This window comes from Mesorhizobium huakuii, from assembly GCF_030160235.1.
In the GTDB taxonomy this organism is placed as follows: Bacteria; Pseudomonadota; Alphaproteobacteria; order Rhizobiales; family Rhizobiaceae; genus Mesorhizobium; species Mesorhizobium huakuii.
In genome coordinates, this window is the sequence record NZ_BSNY01000056.1 from 1 (window position 1) to 16,646 (window position 16,646).

General features: G+C 63.6%; 15 protein-coding genes and 1 pseudogene. 10 read left to right on the top strand and 6 right to left on the bottom strand.

The window, feature by feature from the left end:
* The first annotated feature begins 315 nt into the window (after positions 1-315).
* On the top strand, positions 316-1,506 hold the full coding sequence (locus QQK95_RS29930) for a DNA methyltransferase (RefSeq protein ID WP_284278024.1): 1,191 nt from the start codon (positions 316-318) through the stop codon (positions 1,504-1,506).
* A 3-nt stretch (positions 1,507-1,509) separates the two neighbouring features.
* Here the strand turns inward: QQK95_RS29930 and lepA are convergent, their stop codons facing one another.
* Positions 1,510-3,315, bottom strand: a complete 1,806-nt coding sequence (lepA, locus tag QQK95_RS29935) for a translation elongation factor 4 (RefSeq protein WP_010912511.1) — start codon at positions 3,313-3,315, stop codon at positions 1,510-1,512.
* A 198-nt stretch (positions 3,316-3,513) separates the two neighbouring features.
* Here lepA and QQK95_RS29940 point away from each other — a divergent pair, with 198 nt between their 5' ends.
* The 6 genes and pseudogenes from QQK95_RS29940 to msrA all read left to right on the top strand — a co-directional run bounded on the left by QQK95_RS29940 (position 3,514) and on the right by msrA (position 7,904).
* On the top strand, positions 3,514-4,575 hold the full coding sequence (locus QQK95_RS29940) for a TadE/TadG family type IV pilus assembly protein (protein WP_284278025.1): 1,062 nt from the start codon (positions 3,514-3,516) through the stop codon (positions 4,573-4,575).
* Between the two features lie 101 nt (positions 4,576-4,676).
* A pseudogene (locus tag QQK95_RS29945) lies at positions 4,677-5,022 on the top strand (endonuclease domain-containing protein).
* 260 nt (positions 5,023-5,282) lie between these two features.
* Positions 5,283-5,609: a hypothetical protein gene (locus QQK95_RS29950; RefSeq protein ID WP_284278027.1), complete on the top strand. Its 327-nt coding sequence runs from the start codon at positions 5,283-5,285 to the stop codon at positions 5,607-5,609.
* Between the two features lie 276 nt (positions 5,610-5,885).
* Positions 5,886-6,590, top strand: a complete 705-nt coding sequence (locus QQK95_RS29955; protein ID WP_284278028.1) for a DUF1223 domain-containing protein — start codon at positions 5,886-5,888, stop codon at positions 6,588-6,590.
* Positions 6,591-6,675: 85 nt separating this feature from the next.
* The gene (locus QQK95_RS29960) at positions 6,676-6,975 is read left to right on the top strand and encodes a hypothetical protein (protein ID WP_284278029.1); all 300 of its coding nucleotides are present in this window, start codon (positions 6,676-6,678) and stop codon (positions 6,973-6,975) included.
* Between the two features lie 200 nt (positions 6,976-7,175).
* Positions 7,176-7,904, top strand: a complete 729-nt coding sequence (msrA, locus tag QQK95_RS29965; RefSeq protein WP_409371719.1) for a peptide-methionine (S)-S-oxide reductase MsrA — start codon at positions 7,176-7,178, stop codon at positions 7,902-7,904.
* A gap of 202 nt (positions 7,905-8,106) precedes the next feature.
* On the opposite strand, the gene QQK95_RS29970 is transcribed toward msrA, so the two are convergent.
* Both QQK95_RS29970 and QQK95_RS29975 read right to left on the bottom strand, forming a co-directional pair.
* The gene (locus QQK95_RS29970) at positions 8,107-8,610 is read right to left on the bottom strand and encodes a hypothetical protein (protein WP_284278030.1); all 504 of its coding nucleotides are present in this window, start codon (positions 8,608-8,610) and stop codon (positions 8,107-8,109) included.
* A 342-nt stretch (positions 8,611-8,952) separates the two neighbouring features.
* On the bottom strand, positions 8,953-9,225 hold the full coding sequence (locus QQK95_RS29975) for a DUF4242 domain-containing protein (RefSeq protein ID WP_172221775.1): 273 nt from the start codon (positions 9,223-9,225) through the stop codon (positions 8,953-8,955).
* A 241-nt stretch (positions 9,226-9,466) separates the two neighbouring features.
* On the opposite strand from QQK95_RS29975, the gene QQK95_RS29980 reads away from it, so the two are divergent.
* The gene (locus QQK95_RS29980; protein ID WP_284278032.1) at positions 9,467-12,055 is read left to right on the top strand and encodes an ATP-binding protein; all 2,589 of its coding nucleotides are present in this window, start codon (positions 9,467-9,469) and stop codon (positions 12,053-12,055) included.
* A gap of 31 nt (positions 12,056-12,086) precedes the next feature.
* Here the strand turns inward: QQK95_RS29980 and QQK95_RS29985 are convergent, their stop codons facing one another.
* Together QQK95_RS29985 and QQK95_RS29990 are read right to left on the bottom strand one after the other, a co-directional pair.
* A complete protein-coding gene (locus QQK95_RS29985; protein WP_284278034.1) occupies positions 12,087-13,091 on the bottom strand; it encodes a cytochrome d ubiquinol oxidase subunit II in 1,005 nt (334 codons plus the stop codon).
* A gap of 5 nt (positions 13,092-13,096) precedes the next feature.
* The gene (locus QQK95_RS29990) at positions 13,097-14,458 is read right to left on the bottom strand and encodes a cytochrome ubiquinol oxidase subunit I (protein WP_284278036.1); all 1,362 of its coding nucleotides are present in this window, start codon (positions 14,456-14,458) and stop codon (positions 13,097-13,099) included.
* Positions 14,459-14,698: 240 nt separating this feature from the next.
* Between QQK95_RS29990 and QQK95_RS29995 the strand changes: the two genes are divergently transcribed.
* Both QQK95_RS29995 and QQK95_RS30000 read left to right on the top strand, forming a co-directional pair.
* On the top strand, positions 14,699-15,625 hold the full coding sequence (locus QQK95_RS29995; RefSeq protein WP_284278038.1) for an ABC transporter ATP-binding protein: 927 nt from the start codon (positions 14,699-14,701) through the stop codon (positions 15,623-15,625).
* Complete coding sequence (locus tag QQK95_RS30000) at positions 15,622-16,383, top strand: ABC transporter permease (protein WP_284278039.1); 762 nt, start codon at positions 15,622-15,624, stop codon at positions 16,381-16,383. Before QQK95_RS29995 ends, QQK95_RS30000 begins: the two co-directional genes overlap by 4 nt.
* Before the next feature lie 54 nt (positions 16,384-16,437).
* Here QQK95_RS30000 and QQK95_RS30005 read toward each other — a convergent pair whose 3' ends face one another.
* On the bottom strand, positions 16,438-16,629 hold the full coding sequence (locus QQK95_RS30005; protein ID WP_284278040.1) for a hypothetical protein: 192 nt from the start codon (positions 16,627-16,629) through the stop codon (positions 16,438-16,440).
* Positions 16,630-16,646: the final 17 nt, after the last annotated feature.

Genomic DNA, 16,646 nt, shown 5'->3' on the forward strand with positions numbered 1-16,646 from the left:
CGCGCGCCTAACATGCTGACTTAATGACATATTCTCACAGGCGGTGTTTAAGTCGGGTTTGAGAACTCGGTTCGCTTCGGTATGGATCATTTTGGTTTGTGGTTTAGACGGCGTAGTGGGCATCACCCTGGCTGAATTCGCCAGCATCACAGCTTCTCGGCCCGGTGGCATCGCGTCTCTGCGAGTTGATCGCGCCCCAAGGACCATGTATCGCGTTTTCGGAAACGAATCGCCGCTTCAGTTTGCCAAATCAAATGGCGTAAGCGCGTTGCTATCCGAACTGTCTGCAACGTCCGATCATGAGAGCGCGGCAAAGTGAATAAAACTATCCATCCTTTCCCCGCCAGAATGGCTCCGGAACTGGCTCTAGCCAGCCTTCAAACTTTAGAACCCAATAGTATCGTGTTGGATCCAATGGCCGGCTCGGGCACCGTCCTTCGGCAAGCCACTGATCTTGGGTTGCAGGCGATAGGATTCGATGTTGACCCATTGGCGGTTCTGATAGCCGGCGTTTGGACAACCCCCGTTGATCTCGTCAAGTTGGACAGCCTTTTCGAACGAACGCTTCGCGAAGCGAAGGCGCTTGTGCCTGAAGAGATTGTGTTGCCTTGGATTGACCTGGACCCTGAGACTGCGCGGTTTACGGAATACTGGTTTGATATCAGGCAGCGGAAGGCGCTTAGGGCGATCGCATACGTCTTTCAATCGATTGACACGGAACAGAGTGACGCAGGTAGTTGTGCCGAGTTGAACGTTCTTCGTGTAAGCCTGAGCAGAATAATAATAACAAAGGAAATGTGCGCTTCACTTGCCAGAGATACATCACATAGCCGACCGCACAAAGTATCTGAAAATTCTGACTATGATGTTTTTGTAGGTTTTGAGCGATCGTACCGTATACTTAGGAAGAAGCTGCAGGACTTTCCTCCGCCAGGAAATGCCACTGTCCATTTAGGCGATGCACGAAGTCTCACAGATATCGATGATTCTTCCGTTGATGCGGTGCTTACTTCCCCTCCCTATTTGAACGCTATCGACTACCTACGCGGCCATCGCCTTGCTCTAGTTTGGTTTGGACTGACATGCTCGGAGATACGAACCATCCGAGCGGAAAGTATTGGCACAGAGCGTGGTCTTAAAATTCCCTTGGAAGATCGCGCGTTCGTGGAAATCAAAAAGGCAGCTGGAGACGTGGGAGCGCTTCCATCAAGTTATGATCGCATGATTGACCGCTACGTCGTCGATCTAATCGGTATGACGGCCGAGACCACGAGGGTTCTTCGACCGGGTTCGATGGCGACGTTTGTCGTCGGCAATTCGTGCCTAAAGGGCGTCTTCATTAGCAACGCCAATAGCGTCGCGTGCGCAGCAACTTATTCGGGTCTAAGAGAGCTGGAGCGGTTCGATCGAGAGCTTCCCGCTCGAAATCGTTATCTCCCCCTATCTAATGGTGCTCTTTCTAAACGCATGAGAACGGAGACCATCCTGAGTTTCATCAAGGAATAGGAATCAATCGCCCATCTTCAGCGCCTGGATAAACGCCTCCTGCGGGATATCCACCTTGCCGAACTGCCGCATCCGCTTCTTGCCTTCTTTCTGCTTGTCCAGCAGCTTGCGTTTGCGCGAGACGTCGCCGCCATAGCACTTCGCGGTCACGTCCTTGCGCAGGGCGGAGATGGTTTCGCGGGCGATGACCTTGCCGCCTATTGCCGCCTGGATCGGGATCTTGAACAGGTGGTGCGGGATCAGCTCCTTCAGCTTCTCGCACATCTGCCGGCCGCGCTTTTCCGCCGCCGTGCGGTGGACCAGCATGGAGAGCGCGTCGACCGGCTCTTCATTGACCAGGATCGACATCTTCACCAGGTCGCCCTCGCGATAGTCGGTCAGGTGATAGTCGAACGAGGCATAGCCCTTGGAGATCGACTTCAGCCGGTCATAGAAGTCGAAGACGACTTCGTTGAGCGGCAAATCGTAGGTCAGCATGGCGCGCTTGCCGACATAGGACAGGTCGGCCTGGATGCCGCGCCGGTCCTGGCAGAGCTTCAGGATGCCGCCGAGATAGTCGTCGGGGGTGAGGATGGTGGCGCGGATCCACGGCTCCTCGATGGCGGATATCTTCACCACGTCGGGCATGTCGGCCGGGTTGTGCAGTTCCTTCACCGAACCGTCATTGAGCAGCAGCCGGTAGACGACGGATGGCGCGGTGGCGATCAGGTCGAGGTTGAACTCGCGCTCCAGCCGCTCCTGGATGATTTCCAGATGCAGCAGGCCAAGGAAGCCGCAGCGATAGCCGAAGCCGAGCGCGGCGGAGGTTTCCATTTCATAGGAAAAGGACGCATCGTTGAGCCGCAATTTGCCGACGGCGGCGCGCAGGTCCTCGAAATCGGCGGCGTCGACCGGGAACAGGCCGCAGAACACCACCGGCTGCGCCGGCTTGAAGCCGGGCAGGGCCTGCGCGGTGGGGCGCTTGTCCTCGGTGATGGTGTCGCCGACGCGGGTGTCGGCCACTTCCTTGATCGAGCCGGTGAAGAAGCCGAACTCGCCGGGGCCAAGCTCATCGACATTGATGCGGGCGGGCGTGAACACGCCGGTGCGCTCGACCAGGTATTTGGCGCCGGTGCCCATCATGCGGATGGTCTGGCCCTTCTTCAGCACGCCGTCGATGATGCGCACCAGCACGATGACGCCGAGATAGGCGTCGTACCAGCTGTCGACCAGCATGGCCTTCAAGGGTGCGGTCGCATCGCCCTCGCGCGGCGGCGGCAATTGGTGGACGATGGCTTCCAGCACGTCGGGAATGCCAAGGCCGGTCTTGGCCGAGATCAGCACGGCGCCGGAAGCGTCGATGCCGATCACCTCCTCGACCTGCTCGCGGATGCGCTCGGGCTCGGCGGCCGGCAGGTCGACCTTGTTGAGCACCACGACGATCTCGTGGTTGTTGTCGATGGCCTGGTAGACATTGGCGAGCGTCTGCGCCTCGACGCCCTGGGAGGCGTCGACCACCAGCAGCGAGCCCTCGCAGGCGGCCAGCGAACGCGACACTTCATAGGCGAAGTCGACATGTCCGGGCGTGTCGATGAGGTTGAGGATATAGTCCTCGCCATTGTTGGCGCGGTATTTCAGCCGCACCGTCTGCGCCTTGATGGTGATGCCGCGCTCGCGCTCGATGTCCATCGAGTCCAGCACCTGCTCCTTCATGTCGCGCAGCTCCAGCCCGCCGGTGGACTGGATCAGGCGGTCGGCGAGCGTGGACTTGCCATGGTCGATATGGGCGACGATGGAGAAATTGCGGATGTGGTCGAGGGGCGTGCTCATGTCGCGCGCTTTAGCAGGGGTGGCCTGCGGCGGCAAGGCTTGCGGCGCAAGGGCGGCGCCTTCGATCACAAAGCGGTGAGCCGCGCCAAATACCGGCGCGGCGGCCGTGGATGCTTAAATTTTTATCGATCGCATTAGACCTTGGTTTGCAGGCTGCGTGGTATCTGCGTGGTCACTAATGTCCGCGGGGGTAGAAAAATGCTGAAAGTTGCAGGCGGGTTCGCCCGTTCGCGCAGCGGCTCGATGATGCCGCTGTTTTTCCTGAGCCTGGTGCCCTTGATCACCGCCGTCGGCTTCTCGGTCGACTACACCGATGCCGTCCAGACCCGCTCCAACATGCAGGAAGCGCTGGATGCCGCGACGCTGGCCATCACCACGCTGCCGCCGGCCACGACGCTGTCGGCCCGCCAGCAGGCGCTGCAGGACAATTTCACCGCCAACAATGGCGAGGGCACCACGACGCTGGTGAACTACAATGTCGCCGCCGACGGCAGCGTCACCGCGCAGACCTCGGCGAGCTATGCCATGCCGACCGATTTCATGACCATCGCCCGGATCAACACCGTGCCGGTCGCGGTCACCTCGGGCGTCCACAAGGCGCCGGGCCTGGTGCAGGCGACGTTCAAGGTCAGCGGGGTCTCGGGCTGGTGGAGCAAGACGATGACGCTCTACGGGACGCAATTCGGCGCCACGGTGGCCAAGCCGCTGATGACGATCGCCTATACCTATGGCAACACCAAGGATCCCAAGGGCTACGGCACCACCATCGTCAACGCCATCACCACCAATTCAAGCGGCCAGACCGTCACCACGATGGTCCAGAAACAGGTCTGCTCCGTCGGCAACAACCCGCCCAACGGGGTGACGCTCCAGCAGGATTCGTTTGGCACGAACTATTACTGCGTCGATACGATGTATCCGGCCAACAGCGCCGGCGCGGCGATCGACGTCAGCCAGATGGGCGGTCTGTATCTGCAAATGAACGTGCCGTCGGGCAACCCGCAAAACCTCTATTCGAACGACCCGGCCACCTCCAACCGGCTCTACAGCGGAGCAGCCGCCAACAAACTGGTCGAGACCACCACCGGCCAGACCGTCGACATCTTCTCCATCGTGCCATGCGGCCAGACGAGCTATCAGGCATGGGAAGACGGCGGAACCACGGTGCCGGCGGCGCCCTCCAATGCCGACTTCTTCTACAACGTCACCGGCAAGTGCGACTTCAACCAGCGTCCGTCGCTGACGGCGCTGACGCAGTAGGGAGGCGCCGCCTTTCCTTCCCCCTTGTGGGCCAGAAGGATCGGCGCGTAGCGGCGAGACGGGGTGCTGGATGGAGCGCTGTGTCCGGCTAATCTGGCGCCATGCCGCATCAAGCCGTCACCCAAGCCAAGCGTAAGTTTGCCCGTTCGCTCCGGCGCGAGATGACGGAATTGGAAGGCAAGCTCTGGCAGGAGCTGCGCGACCGCAGGCTCGACGGATAAAATTCCGGCGCCAGGCGCCTATCGGAAAATACGTCGCCGATTTCGTCTGCCCCGAAGCTCGGCTGATCATCGAGATCGACGGCAGCCAGCATGCAAGGCCGAGCTGGAGGCCAAGGGCTTTCGGGTTCTGCGTTTCTGGAATGACGATGTCCTGAGAGACATGAACGCCGTCTGCGACACCATCATCGCCTATGTGCGGGACACCAGTCTGCAGCCCTGGCGATAGGAGCGCTCTTCCTTCCCCCCTTGTGGGGGAAGGTGGCCTCGCGAAGCGAGGTCGGATGAGGGGTGCTCCAGGGAACGCCGACGCCGCACTCCGCTGGAACACCCCTCATCCGTCTCGCCGCTTCGCGGCGATCCACCTTCTCCCGCAAGGGGAGAAGGAAGGCACCCTCGACGCGCACTCAATCTTGATCGGGCACGGTATTGGCGGCCCGGGTCGGCGTGGCCTAGCTTGGGGTACGTCAACTCCCGGAGAAGAAGCCGATGCCTGATTCCGTGCTGCGCGTGTCCATCCTGCGCTGCGATGCAGAGAAATTTGCCTCGTTGCGAGAGATGATGGTGGACGTCGAGGCGGAGCTTCGGCCGGGCATAGAGGCGCTGCCAGGGCTGCTCGTCTTCGACGCCGGCGCCGACGAGGCGACATCGTCGCTGATCAACACCAGTGTGTGGGACACGCTGGAGCACGCCAGGCAACTCGATACCTTCCAGCCCATGCTGGATGCGGGAAAGCGATTTGTCGCCGCGGGCGCGAGGTTCGAGCGGCCGATTATGCACTACACCTCGCTGTGGCGGTTCGGGCCACTCGCCTAGGCGGTAGTAGCTCCATCTTCCCTTCTCCCCTTGCGGGAGAAGGTGTCGCCGAAGGCGACGGATGAGGGGTGTTCCAGGGAACGCCAACGCCTCACTCCGCTGGAGCACCCCTCATCCGTCTCGGCGCTAACGCGCCGATCCACCTTCTCCCGCAAGGGGAGAAGGAAGACCCGCGCCATGATCACAAACCGGTGAGCGCTGTAACGAAGCGGCAGATGGCGGCGAAGTGGGGGAATGACCGGCGCGTCTCAGCGCCGCCCCCAACGGAGCCCGCCCATGCCGAGATCACCCGCCAGAAAGTTGCTTGCCGTGTCCAGCCTGGGGGCGCTGGCGTTCGCCGCCTCGCTTGGCGCCGCCGCCGCGCAGCCGCTCAGCGTGGTCGAGCTGTTCACCAGCCAGGGCTGCTCGTCCTGCCCGCCGGCCAATGCCAATCTGATCAAGGTCAAGGACCGGCCCGGCGTGCTGGCGCTGTCCTTCAACGTCACCTACTGGGATTATCTCGGCTGGAAGGACACGTTCGGCAAACAGGAATTCACCCAGCGCCAGGTTTCCTACGAGCCGCCGCTCGGCCATGACGGGCCGTTTACGCCGCAAGTGGTGATCAACGGCCATGCCGATGTCGTCGGCGCCGCGCCGGGCGAGATCGAACGGCTGATTTCAGCAACCGGCAAGACCGGCGGGCCCTCGCTGTCGCTCGAGGGCGGCAAGGTCGCCGTCGGCGCAGGTGCCGCGCCGGGCGGCAAGGCCGATGTCTGGCTGGTGCGCTACACCAAGGGCGTCGTGCAGGTGCCGGTGGCGCGCGGCGAAAACACCGGCCGCACGCTGCCGCATGCCAATGTCGTGCACGCGCTGGAAAAACTCGGCAACTGGACCGGCAACGCCACTTCCTATGCGCTGCCCGCCGCCCCGGGCGGCCTGAGCACCGCCGTGCTGGTGCAATCACCCGGCGGCGGGCCGATCCTGGCCGCCGCCACCAACTGATTTTTCTTTCTTTTCGCGCGGCCGCATGCAGCGGCAACGCATCATCCGGCCCGCTTGCGCGCGCCAAAACCCAAGGAGACTCCTAGTGACCAAGTACCTGACCCTGCCGGCGCTCGCCTTCGCGCTTTCGGCCGCCGTTTTCGTCGCCGGCGCCCGTGCCGACGACGCGACCAACGCCATGAAGCCCGCCAATGCGATGGCCACCGACGCCATGAAGCCGGCGACGGATGCGATGAAGCCGGCGGATGCCATGAAGCCCGCGACCGACGCGATGAAGCCCGCCGACCCGATGGCCACCAATGCGATGAAGCCCGCAGCGGATGCGATGAAGCCTGCCGCCGACGCCATGAAACCGGCGACGGATGCGATGAAGCCGGCGCAGTAAGCGAGCTCGGCTGCCCCTCATCCAGCCTCAGCTTCGCTCGGCTGACAATTCCGGGCGAGCCGCTTGTCTCGCTCCGGCACAGGCGGCCCGAAGGGCCGGATGAGGGAGAGTGCCGGCGGCGGGAGCCGCCCGCACGGCAAATTGAGAACTGCTTCTCGGCTGGCGTCGTATATATTGGAACAACAACAGGAGATCAGAACATGACCGGTATCGAAAAGACACGGCCGTTCTTTACCCGCGGCGCGATGGCCGTGCTCGGCTTCGCCGCGGTGGCGGCCGCCGCCTTCTGGCAGACCCCGGCGCGCTCGGCCGAGGACGCGGTGGTGATCCCGCCGCCGGCAATGGACGAAAAGGCCGCCCCCGGCAGCGAGACGGCGATCTTCGCCGGCGGCTGCTTCTGGGGCGTGCAGGGCGTGTTCCAGCACGTCAAGGGCGTCAGCAAGGCCGTTTCCGGCTATACAGGCGGCGCCAAGGATGACGCGGTCTACGAGACCGTCGGCACCGGCCGCACCGGCCATGCCGAATCCGTCGAGATCACCTATGACCCCTCGAAAGTGACCTACGGCCAGCTGCTGCAGGTCTATTTCTCCGTCGCCCACAATCCGACGCAGCTGAACTACCAGGGACCGGATTCCGGCACCCAGTACCGCTCGACGATCTTCGCCGAGAACGACACGCAGAAGAAGATCGCGCAGAGCTATATCGACCAGCTCGACAAGGCCAAGCTCTATCCGGCGCCGATCGTCACCACGATCGAGACCGGCAAGACCTTCTACCCGGCCGAGAACTACCACCAGGATTTCCTGACGCTGAACCCGACCTATCCCTACATCGTCTACAACGACCTGCCCAAGGTGGCGAACCTGAAGCAGCTGTTCCCGGCGCTGTACAGCGAGAAGCCGGTGCTGGTGCTGTCGGCGAGCAATTGATCCATACATCCAATGGCTTGCAGCGTTTTCGGGCACAGCATGGAACCAGGGGAAAATGCGCGGAGAGCCAAGGCTCCCCGCGCCGCTGGAACCAACCGGCATGCCATCCGCCCCAGCCCGTGATCCGGGGTGGGTGCTCGGGATCGCCGCACTCCGCGGATGAAGCAATGCGAGGAAAGAGCGTTGTGCCGGCACGCTCCGGTCAGTCGCCCATCTTCATCGCTTCGCACGACACGTCGGGGTTCATGTCGGCGAAGGTGCCTGTCGGGTTTTTCTTCCAGGCCCAGACATGCAGCTCATAGAAGGGCCCCAGTCCATACCGGTTGGGCGCGCTGTTGAAGTTGAACAGCTGTCCCTCCAGCGAAGCCGGCCCTTTCGAGGTGATATACTCGACCGCCACCAGCTTTTGCGTGCCGTCCGCCATCGGCTCGTACATGACGGCTTCCGGCCTCGCGAGATCGACCCGATCGTCCTTCAGATAGGCCGCGTTCACATAGTGAATGCCCATGGCGCCGCCGGTGATGCCACTGGCGCAAGGGATGGGTGCATAGCCTTCGGCGGTGGCCATCGCCACATTCTCGAAGCGGCTGTCGGCTACCCGCACCTTCTCCTCCAGCGTGCCGGTGCCATTGGCATTCGCCGTCGTTGCCGCGATCGACAGGATCGACAGGTTGATGAGGTGCCTGGTCCACACATGAATGTTCATATTCTCTCCTGGTTTGTTGAGTGCGCGCGGGGGACAGCCGCCCCCGCCGCGAAGTCGGGGCTGGGCTTGGCGCGTTATCTGTCCGACCGGGTGAAATCCCAGTACTGCGGCAGCTCCACGAGCTCCGGCAAGCCGATGTCGCGTCTCAGATAATCGTCCTGCGGTGGCAATCCGCGCCGACTCGAGCGCAATGGTGCGAACAGCAAGGTGGCAAGCCGCCGGACAAGCCGGCCCAGTAAAGGGCCTCGTCCGACTGGTCCCGAAGCCGCCGACACCTCGCTGGACGCGTTGTCAGGCAAGCCGCTATCGCCGCGAAGGGCAGTTGGATGCGCATTGCCGCGATCAACGATAAAAGTAAGGGTCAAGAACCCGCACCTCCGTGATCTTGTCGACCGGGAGCGCGTTTTTCTGGGCGGTGCTGCGGATCGCTTCCGGCGAGGGCGCATCATAAATGCAGAAGCTCTGCTTCTTGTCCGGCGAGACGAAGGACTGCACCCAGGTCACGCCCTTCTCGGCGTTGCGCATGATGACGCCGCCAAGCGCGTCGGCGCCGACATCGTTCATCGGCACGCTGAGGCCATTGGGAAATGTGCGTTCAACCACATAGCGAGGCATATTGGTTTTCCCTTTTCCATGGTTTCACGCTCGATTTGAGCGCGCCGGACATTGACCACGCTCGCCATGGACGCGCATCGGAGCCTTTCCCCATGTTTTGTGGGAAGATTCCCTATAATGGCGACGTTATGTGTGAGGTCGCACCGAAATGTGTGGAGGATCACATTGTCGGTCATGGTCCCGGACGCTGGCGGGCGTCAGGGGAAACCGCCGAAACATGATCCTTTCTGGGCCTATGACGATGCTTCTGGAACGGCAGACACAGCTGGAGCAGCTGGACGGACTTCTCGCAGAGGCGGCGAATGGCCGCGGCCGCGTGGTGGCGCTGTCCGGCGAGGCAGGCGCCGGCAAGTCGGCGCTTGTCGAGGCTTTCGTTGGCAGCGTTGCCGATGGCACGCGCATCTTCCGCGGCGCCTGCGAGGATTTGTCGATCCCCGATCCGCTCGGGCCGCTCTACGATCTCGCCCGCGAGGCACAATGGGCGATGCCGCGGGCGATCGACGCCCGGCAGGGGCAGAGGCTGCCCCTGTTTTCCGACGCGCTGGGAGTCTTCGAGGCAAGGACCCAGCCGACGCTCCTGGTGATCGAGGACCTGCACTGGGCCGACGACGCGACACTGGATTTCGTTCGCTTCCTCGGGCGCCGCATCGCCAATACCCACATCCTGCTCGCCCTGACGGCGCGCACCGACCGCAGTGAGGGGCAGATGCGCGTGCGCCGTGCGCTCGGCGAAATTCCCGCCGGCAACGTCACGCGCATCGATGTGCCCCTGCTGAGCGAGGCGGCGGTGCTGTTGCTTGCCAATGCCGCCGGCCGCGATGGCGATGCCATCTACCGCGCGACGGCGGGCAATGCCTTCTTCGTTACCGAGCTCTTGTGCGCGGACAATGAGATGACGCCACCCGCCAGCGTGCGCGATGCCGTCGTCGCACGGGCCGAACGGCTGTCGGCCGGCGCCCGCTCGATGCTCGATGCGGTTTCGGTCTTTCCCAGGCGCGCCGACGCGTGGGCCTTGCAGGGCCTGTGCGGCGTCGAAGCTGCCGGCCAGCTCGCGGAATGCGTGTCGAACGGCCTGCTCGACGATCTCGGTGACGGCTACGCCTTCCGGCACGAAATCGCGCGCCGCGCCATCGAGATGATGCTGACGACGAGTTCCAGGAGATTGTTCAATCAGCGTGCGCTGTCGGCGCTTCTGGAGAATGGTGGTGTCGCCACCGCGCGCCTCGTCCACCATGCGGTCGAGGCGCACAATCTGGAGGCGGTGCGCGAGTTCGCACCGATCGCGGCTCGGGAGGCGTCGCGTGTCGGCGCCCATCGCGACGCCGCCGGCTACTACGAGGTTGCCCTGCGTCAGGCCGATAGCTTGCCTCAAGATGAGCGCGCCGGCCTCTACGAACAATATGCGTTCGAGTGCCATTTGATCGCTCGCATAGACGAGGCCATCAAGGCGCAGGAACAGGCACGTGTGTTGCAACAGGCGCTTGGCAACAGGCTGAAGGAAGGCGACAGCCTCCGATGGCTATCGCGCCTGGCCTATCTTCTGGGGGACCGACAGGCCGCCGACATGTACGGCGCACAGGCGGTCGCGCTGCTGGAAACCGTTCCGGCCAGCGCCGAACTCGCCATGGCCTATTCGAACCTTTCGCAGCTCGCGATGCTGGCCGAAAGGCTGGACGAGACGTTGTCGCTCGGCGCCAGGGCGATCGAACTCGCCGAACGGTTGAACAGGCCGGAAGTCGTTTGCCATGCTCTCAACAATGTCGGTGCCGCCGAACAGTGGCTGGACCTGAGCAGCAGCAGGCTGCATCTTGCCCGCAGCCTCGAGATCGCGCTGGAGCAGAATTTTCAGGAACATGCCGCGCGCGCCTTCACCAACTGCGCTTGTGGCGAGATGAACCAGTTGGGCTACAGCCAGGCCCAATCCTTCCTCGATCGCGGCATCGACTATTGCGTCGAGAACGATCTGGCGACCTGGCGCGATTACATGCGCGGCGTGCGGGCCCAGTTGTTGGTGCGCAACGGACGCTGGGATGACGCGGCCGCCGAGGCGCTGGATGTGATTGCCAACGACCGGGCGACGGCGCTGGTGCGCTATCCCGCCCTCGTAGCGCTGGCGCGGCTGAGGGTCCGCCGCGGCGACCCCTTGGCAGAGCCGCTCCTGGCGGAGATGAAGCGGTTTCTGGAGAAGGGCGCCGAACTGCAGCGGCTGTTGCCTTACGCGGCCGTGATGGCCGAACTGGCCTGGCTTGGGGAGGCGGACAAGGACGAGGCGCTGCGGCTGATCGGCCTTGCCGAGGGCATGTCGCCGACCCGGGCGGTCTTCGCCGAACTGGCCGGCTGGCGGCAGATGCTGGCACCCAGTGCGGATCCGGGCGACACATCAGGCATGGCCGCGCCCTACCGGATGCTGCTGGCCGGCGACTGGCGGGCAGCGGCCACGGCGTGGGCCGAACTCGACGCGCCCTACGAACGCGCCCTGGCGCTCGCGCAGGGCGATGAGGCGGCACAGCGGGCGGCGCTGGAGATCCTTGAGCAGCTCGGCGCCCGGCCGGTCGCGAGCCATGTGCGCGACATCATGCGGCGAAACGGCGTCATCCGCATCGCGCGTGGACCGCGCCGCGCCACGCGCGCCAACAGCGCCGGCCTGACCGAGCGCCAGATGGAAGTGCTGCAGCTGATCGAGCGCGGTCTCTCCAACAAGCGCATAGCCGAGCATCTCGCCATTTCACCCAAGACGGTCGATCACCACGTCTCGGCGGTGCTCGGCAAGCTGGATGCCGTCTCACGCGGCGAGGCCTCCGCTGCCGCGCGCGCCAGCGGGCTGATCTGAAGGCAGCAGGCCAGTTTGAACGGCCGGCATATCAGTCGTAGGTCAGATCCGTCGCCTTGCCGCCGAACACCCGGTAGGCATAGAAGGAATAGAAGATGATGATCGGCAGCACCACCACCGTGCCGGCCAGGATGATGGCCAGGCTTTCGGTCGCGGACGCTGCCTGCCAGATGGTCAATTTATCGGGCACGACGAACGGGTAGAACGACCAGGCAAGGCCGGCAAAGCCGAGCGCGAAGATGGCGGCCAGCGTCAGGAACGGCGTCAGCGCATGGCGGTCGTCGGGCTTGGGCAGATGGAAGGTCTGCCGCCACAGCCACAGGAACAACAGCGCCGACAGGATCGGCAGCGGCGAGAGATACAGCATCTGCGGCCAGACGAACCATTTGTCGAAGATGCGCGGGCTGGCGAAAGGCGTGGCCAGCGACACCGCGGCCATGCCGAGCGCGGTCAGCACCAGCGCGGTGCGCAGCCAGCGCACCGCCTTCTTCTGCAGCTCGCCCTCGGTCTTGTAGATCACCCAGGCGGCCCCCATCGCCGCGTAGGCGGCGGCCAGGCAGAACGCCACCAGCACGCCGAACGCCATGCCGCCCAGGCCGACATCGAGGCCGAGCACATAGACGCCCAGCATATAGCCCTGCGCCAGCGAGGCGATGACGGAGCCAAGGAAGAAGATGCGGTTCCAGCGATGCTTCTTGCCGCTCGGCACCTTGGCGCGAAAATCGAAGGCGACGCCGCGCAGGATCAGCCCGACCAGCAGCACGAAGACGGGAATGTAGAGCGCGGTGAGGATGACGCCATGCGCCAGGGGAAAGGCGACCAGCAACAGGCCGACGGCGAGCACCAGCCAGGTCTCGTTGGCGTCCCAGAACGGACCGATCGCCGCGATCATCGTGTCCTGTTCCGCGTCCTCGGCCGCGGCGAACAGGATGCCGATGCCGAGGTCGAAGCCGTCGAGGATGACATAGATCAGGATGGCGAGGCCCATCAGGCCGGCGAAGATGAGGGGGAGAGCGGTAGGCCAGTCGAAGGTCATTTTTCTTACTCCCCAGCCGCCGGCTGCGACATGGCTGTTTTCATGACGCCCGGCAGCGGTGATGAATCGCCATCCTTCGCCGCCTTCAGCGCCAGATGCACCAGCACGCCGAGATAGGCGATCAGCAGCAGCACGTAGAGGGTGAGGTAGACGGCGAGCGTCAGCGCGACATGGCTGCCCGCCACCGGGCCGACGGCATCGGCGGTCTTCAGCACGCCGGTGACCAGCCAGGGCTGGCGGCCGATCTCGGTGGTGTACCAGCCGGCCAGCGTCGCCAGCCAGCCCGACAGTGCCATCGGCACCATCAGCATGGCGAGCGGCTTCGGCAGGCTGTGGCGGCGCTTGAGGAAGAAGGCGGCCGACCACGAGACGGCGAGCATCAACAGGCCGGTGCCGACCATGATGCGGAAACTCCAGAACAGCGGAAAGACCGGCGGATGGTTGCCGGGGTAGTCGTTCAGGCCGGGCACCACGCCGCTGGTCGAGTGCCGCAGCACCAGGCTGGCGCCGTCGGGAATGGCGACCTCGAACCGGTTTTCCTTGGCCGCCTCGTCGGGCAGCGCGAACAGCACCAGCGGCACGTTGGGGCCGGTGTTCCAGTTGGCCTCCATAGCGGCGATCTTCTGCGGCTGGTGCTCCAGCGTGTTCAGCCCGTGCTGGTCGCCGGCAAAGATCTGGATGGGGATCAGGACCGCCGCGGTGAAGACGCCGGTGCGCAGCGCCTTCCACATCGATTCCGAGCGGTCGCCGTTGAGATAGCGCAGCGCCGACAGGCCGGCGACGAGGAACGATACCGTCAGACCGGAGGCGAGCAGCATGTGGACCAGCCGGTAAGGCATGGACGGGTTGAAGACGATGGCCCACCAGTCGACGGCATGCGCCTTGCCGTCGATCATCTCGAAGCCGGCCGGCGTCTGCATCCAGGAATTCAGCGCTATGATCCAGAAGGCGGACAGCGTGGTGCCGCCGGCGACCAGCACCGTCGCCAGCGTGTGGACGCGGTTGGAGACGCGGCGGAAGCCGAACAGCATGATGCCGAGGAAGGCCGCCTCGAGGAAGAAGGCCGTGAGGATCTCATAGGCCAGCAGCGGCCCGGCGATGTTGCCGACATGCTCCATATAGCCCGGCCAGTTGGTGCCGAACTGGAAGCTCATGGTGACGCCCGACACCACGCCCATGGCGAAGGAGAGCGCGAACACCTTCACCCAGGTGAAATAGGCGCGCATCCAGGCGGAATCGTTGGTCGCGTTGTAGCGCAGCTTGAAGAACAGCAGCACCCAGCCAAGGGCAATGGTGATGGTCGGAAACAGAATATGAAACGAAATATTCGCGCCGAACTGGATGCGCGACAGTATGAGCGGGTCCATGGCGGGCTCCGGCTGCTGGAAGTACTGGCAAAGGATAGGCCCGAAGCCGGTTCAGGTCAAAGCGGCGTCCTGCCGCGAGGCTGAACGCCACAGGACAATTTTACCGGTTCATGCGCCACATCTCCAGCCATTCCCGGCACTGGCTGTCCAGAACTGTCAGCAGCGCCATTGACTTGCGGTTGCACGCGACGGCATTCGGCCTATATCAGGGGACCTCTTTCAGGCAGTCGTTTTCCAGCCATGCCCTCCATTCTGTCCATTTCCGGGGTCTCCAAGACCTACGCCACCGGCTTCACCGCGCTCAAGGAAGTCAATCTCGACATCCAGCGCGGCGAGATCTTCGCGCTGCTCGGCCCCAACGGCGCCGGCAAGACGACGCTGATCTCGATCGTCTGCGGCATCGTCAACCGCTCGACCGGCACCGTCACCGTGGACGGTCACGACATCAGCAAGGACTACCGCGCCGCGCGCAGCCTGATCGGCCTGGTGCCGCAGGAACTGACCATCGACGCTTTCGAGAGCGTCTGGGCGACGGTCAACTACAGCCGCGGCCTGTTCGGCAAGCCGGCCAATCACGGCTTCGTCGAGAAGGTGCTGCGCGACCTGTCGCTGTGGGACAAGAAGGACGCCAAGGCGATCACGCTGTCGGGCGGCATGAAGCGCAGGCTGATGATCGCCAAGGCGCTGTCGCACGAGCCGCGCATCCTGTTCCTCGACGAGCCGACCGCCGGCGTCGATGTCGAGCTGCGCCAGGACATGTGGGAGATGGTGCGCCGGCTGCGCGAGGATGGCGTGACCATCATCCTCACCACCCACTATATCGAGGAAGCCGAAGCGATGGCCGACCGCGTCGGCGTCATCAACCGCGGCGAGATCATCCTGGTCGAGAACAAGGCCGAGCTGATGCGCAAGCTCGGCCGCAAGCGGCTGGTGCTGGAGCTGCGCAATCCGCTGACCGCTATTCCGGAGTCCTTCTCGCGCTATGCGCTGGAGCTGTCGCCGGATGGCGGGCAATTGACCTACACCTATGACAACCAGGCCGAGCGGCCGGGCGTCGCCTCGCTGATCCGCGACCTCGAGGCATCAGGCATCCAGTTCCGCGACATCGACACGCAAAACAGCTCGCTCGAGGAGATCTTCGTCAACCTGGTGAGGAGAGAGCCATGAACCTGCGCGCAGTCTGGGCGATCTACCGGGTCGAGATGGCGCGTGCCTTCCGCACCGTGCTGCAGAGCATCATCTCGCCGGTCATCTCGACATCGCTCTACTTCGTCGTCTTCGGCTCGGCCATCGGCTCGCGCATCACCGAGATCGACGGCATCAGCTACGGCGCCTTCATCGTGCCGGGGTTGATCATGCTGTCGCTCTTGACGCAGTCGATCTCCAACGCCTCCTTCGCCATCTATTTCCCGAAATTCGTCGGCTCGATCTATGAGCTTCTGTCGGCGCCGGTCTCCTATCTGGAGATCGTCATCGCCTATGTCGGCGGCGCGGCGACCAAGTCGATCATCCTCGGCCTGATCATCCTCGCCACCGCCTCGCTGTTCGTGCCGCTTCACATCGAACATCCGTTCTGGATGATCGGCTTCCTGGTGCTGACGGCGGTGACATTCAGCCTGTTCGGCTTCATCATCGGCATCTGGGCGAAAAGCTTCGAGCAGCTGCAGCTGGTGCCGCTGCTGATCGTCACGCCGCTCACCTTTCTCGGCGGCAGCTTCTATTCGATCCACATGCTGCCCGGCATCTGGAAGACGATCACGCTGTTCAATCCGGTCGTGTATCTGATCAGCGGCTTCCGCTGGAGTTTCTACGGCAAGGCCGACGTCTCGGTCGGCGTCAGCCTGGGCATGACGCTGGTCTTCCTGGCCGTCTGCATCGCCATCGTCGCCTGGATCTTCAAGACCGGCTACCGGCTGCGGAACTGACGCAGTGCTAAAGTCGTCGTCCTAGGGCGATACAGGAGCGAAGCTCCTTCGACCTCACTGCGACCAATATTGCCAGGCCCAGTAGAAGCTTTCGTCGCGCGGCGGCAGGCGGTCGCGGCCAGCTGGGAATTGGACCGGCGCCGGCGAACGCTCCTGCCTCGCCGCCCTTTCGTCGGGGGCAAGGCCGAGCAGCCAGGCGCCGAAATGGGCGAACAGCACGGCGGTGGAATGGGTCGTCATCGTCATTCTCCTGCGCTTGCGGT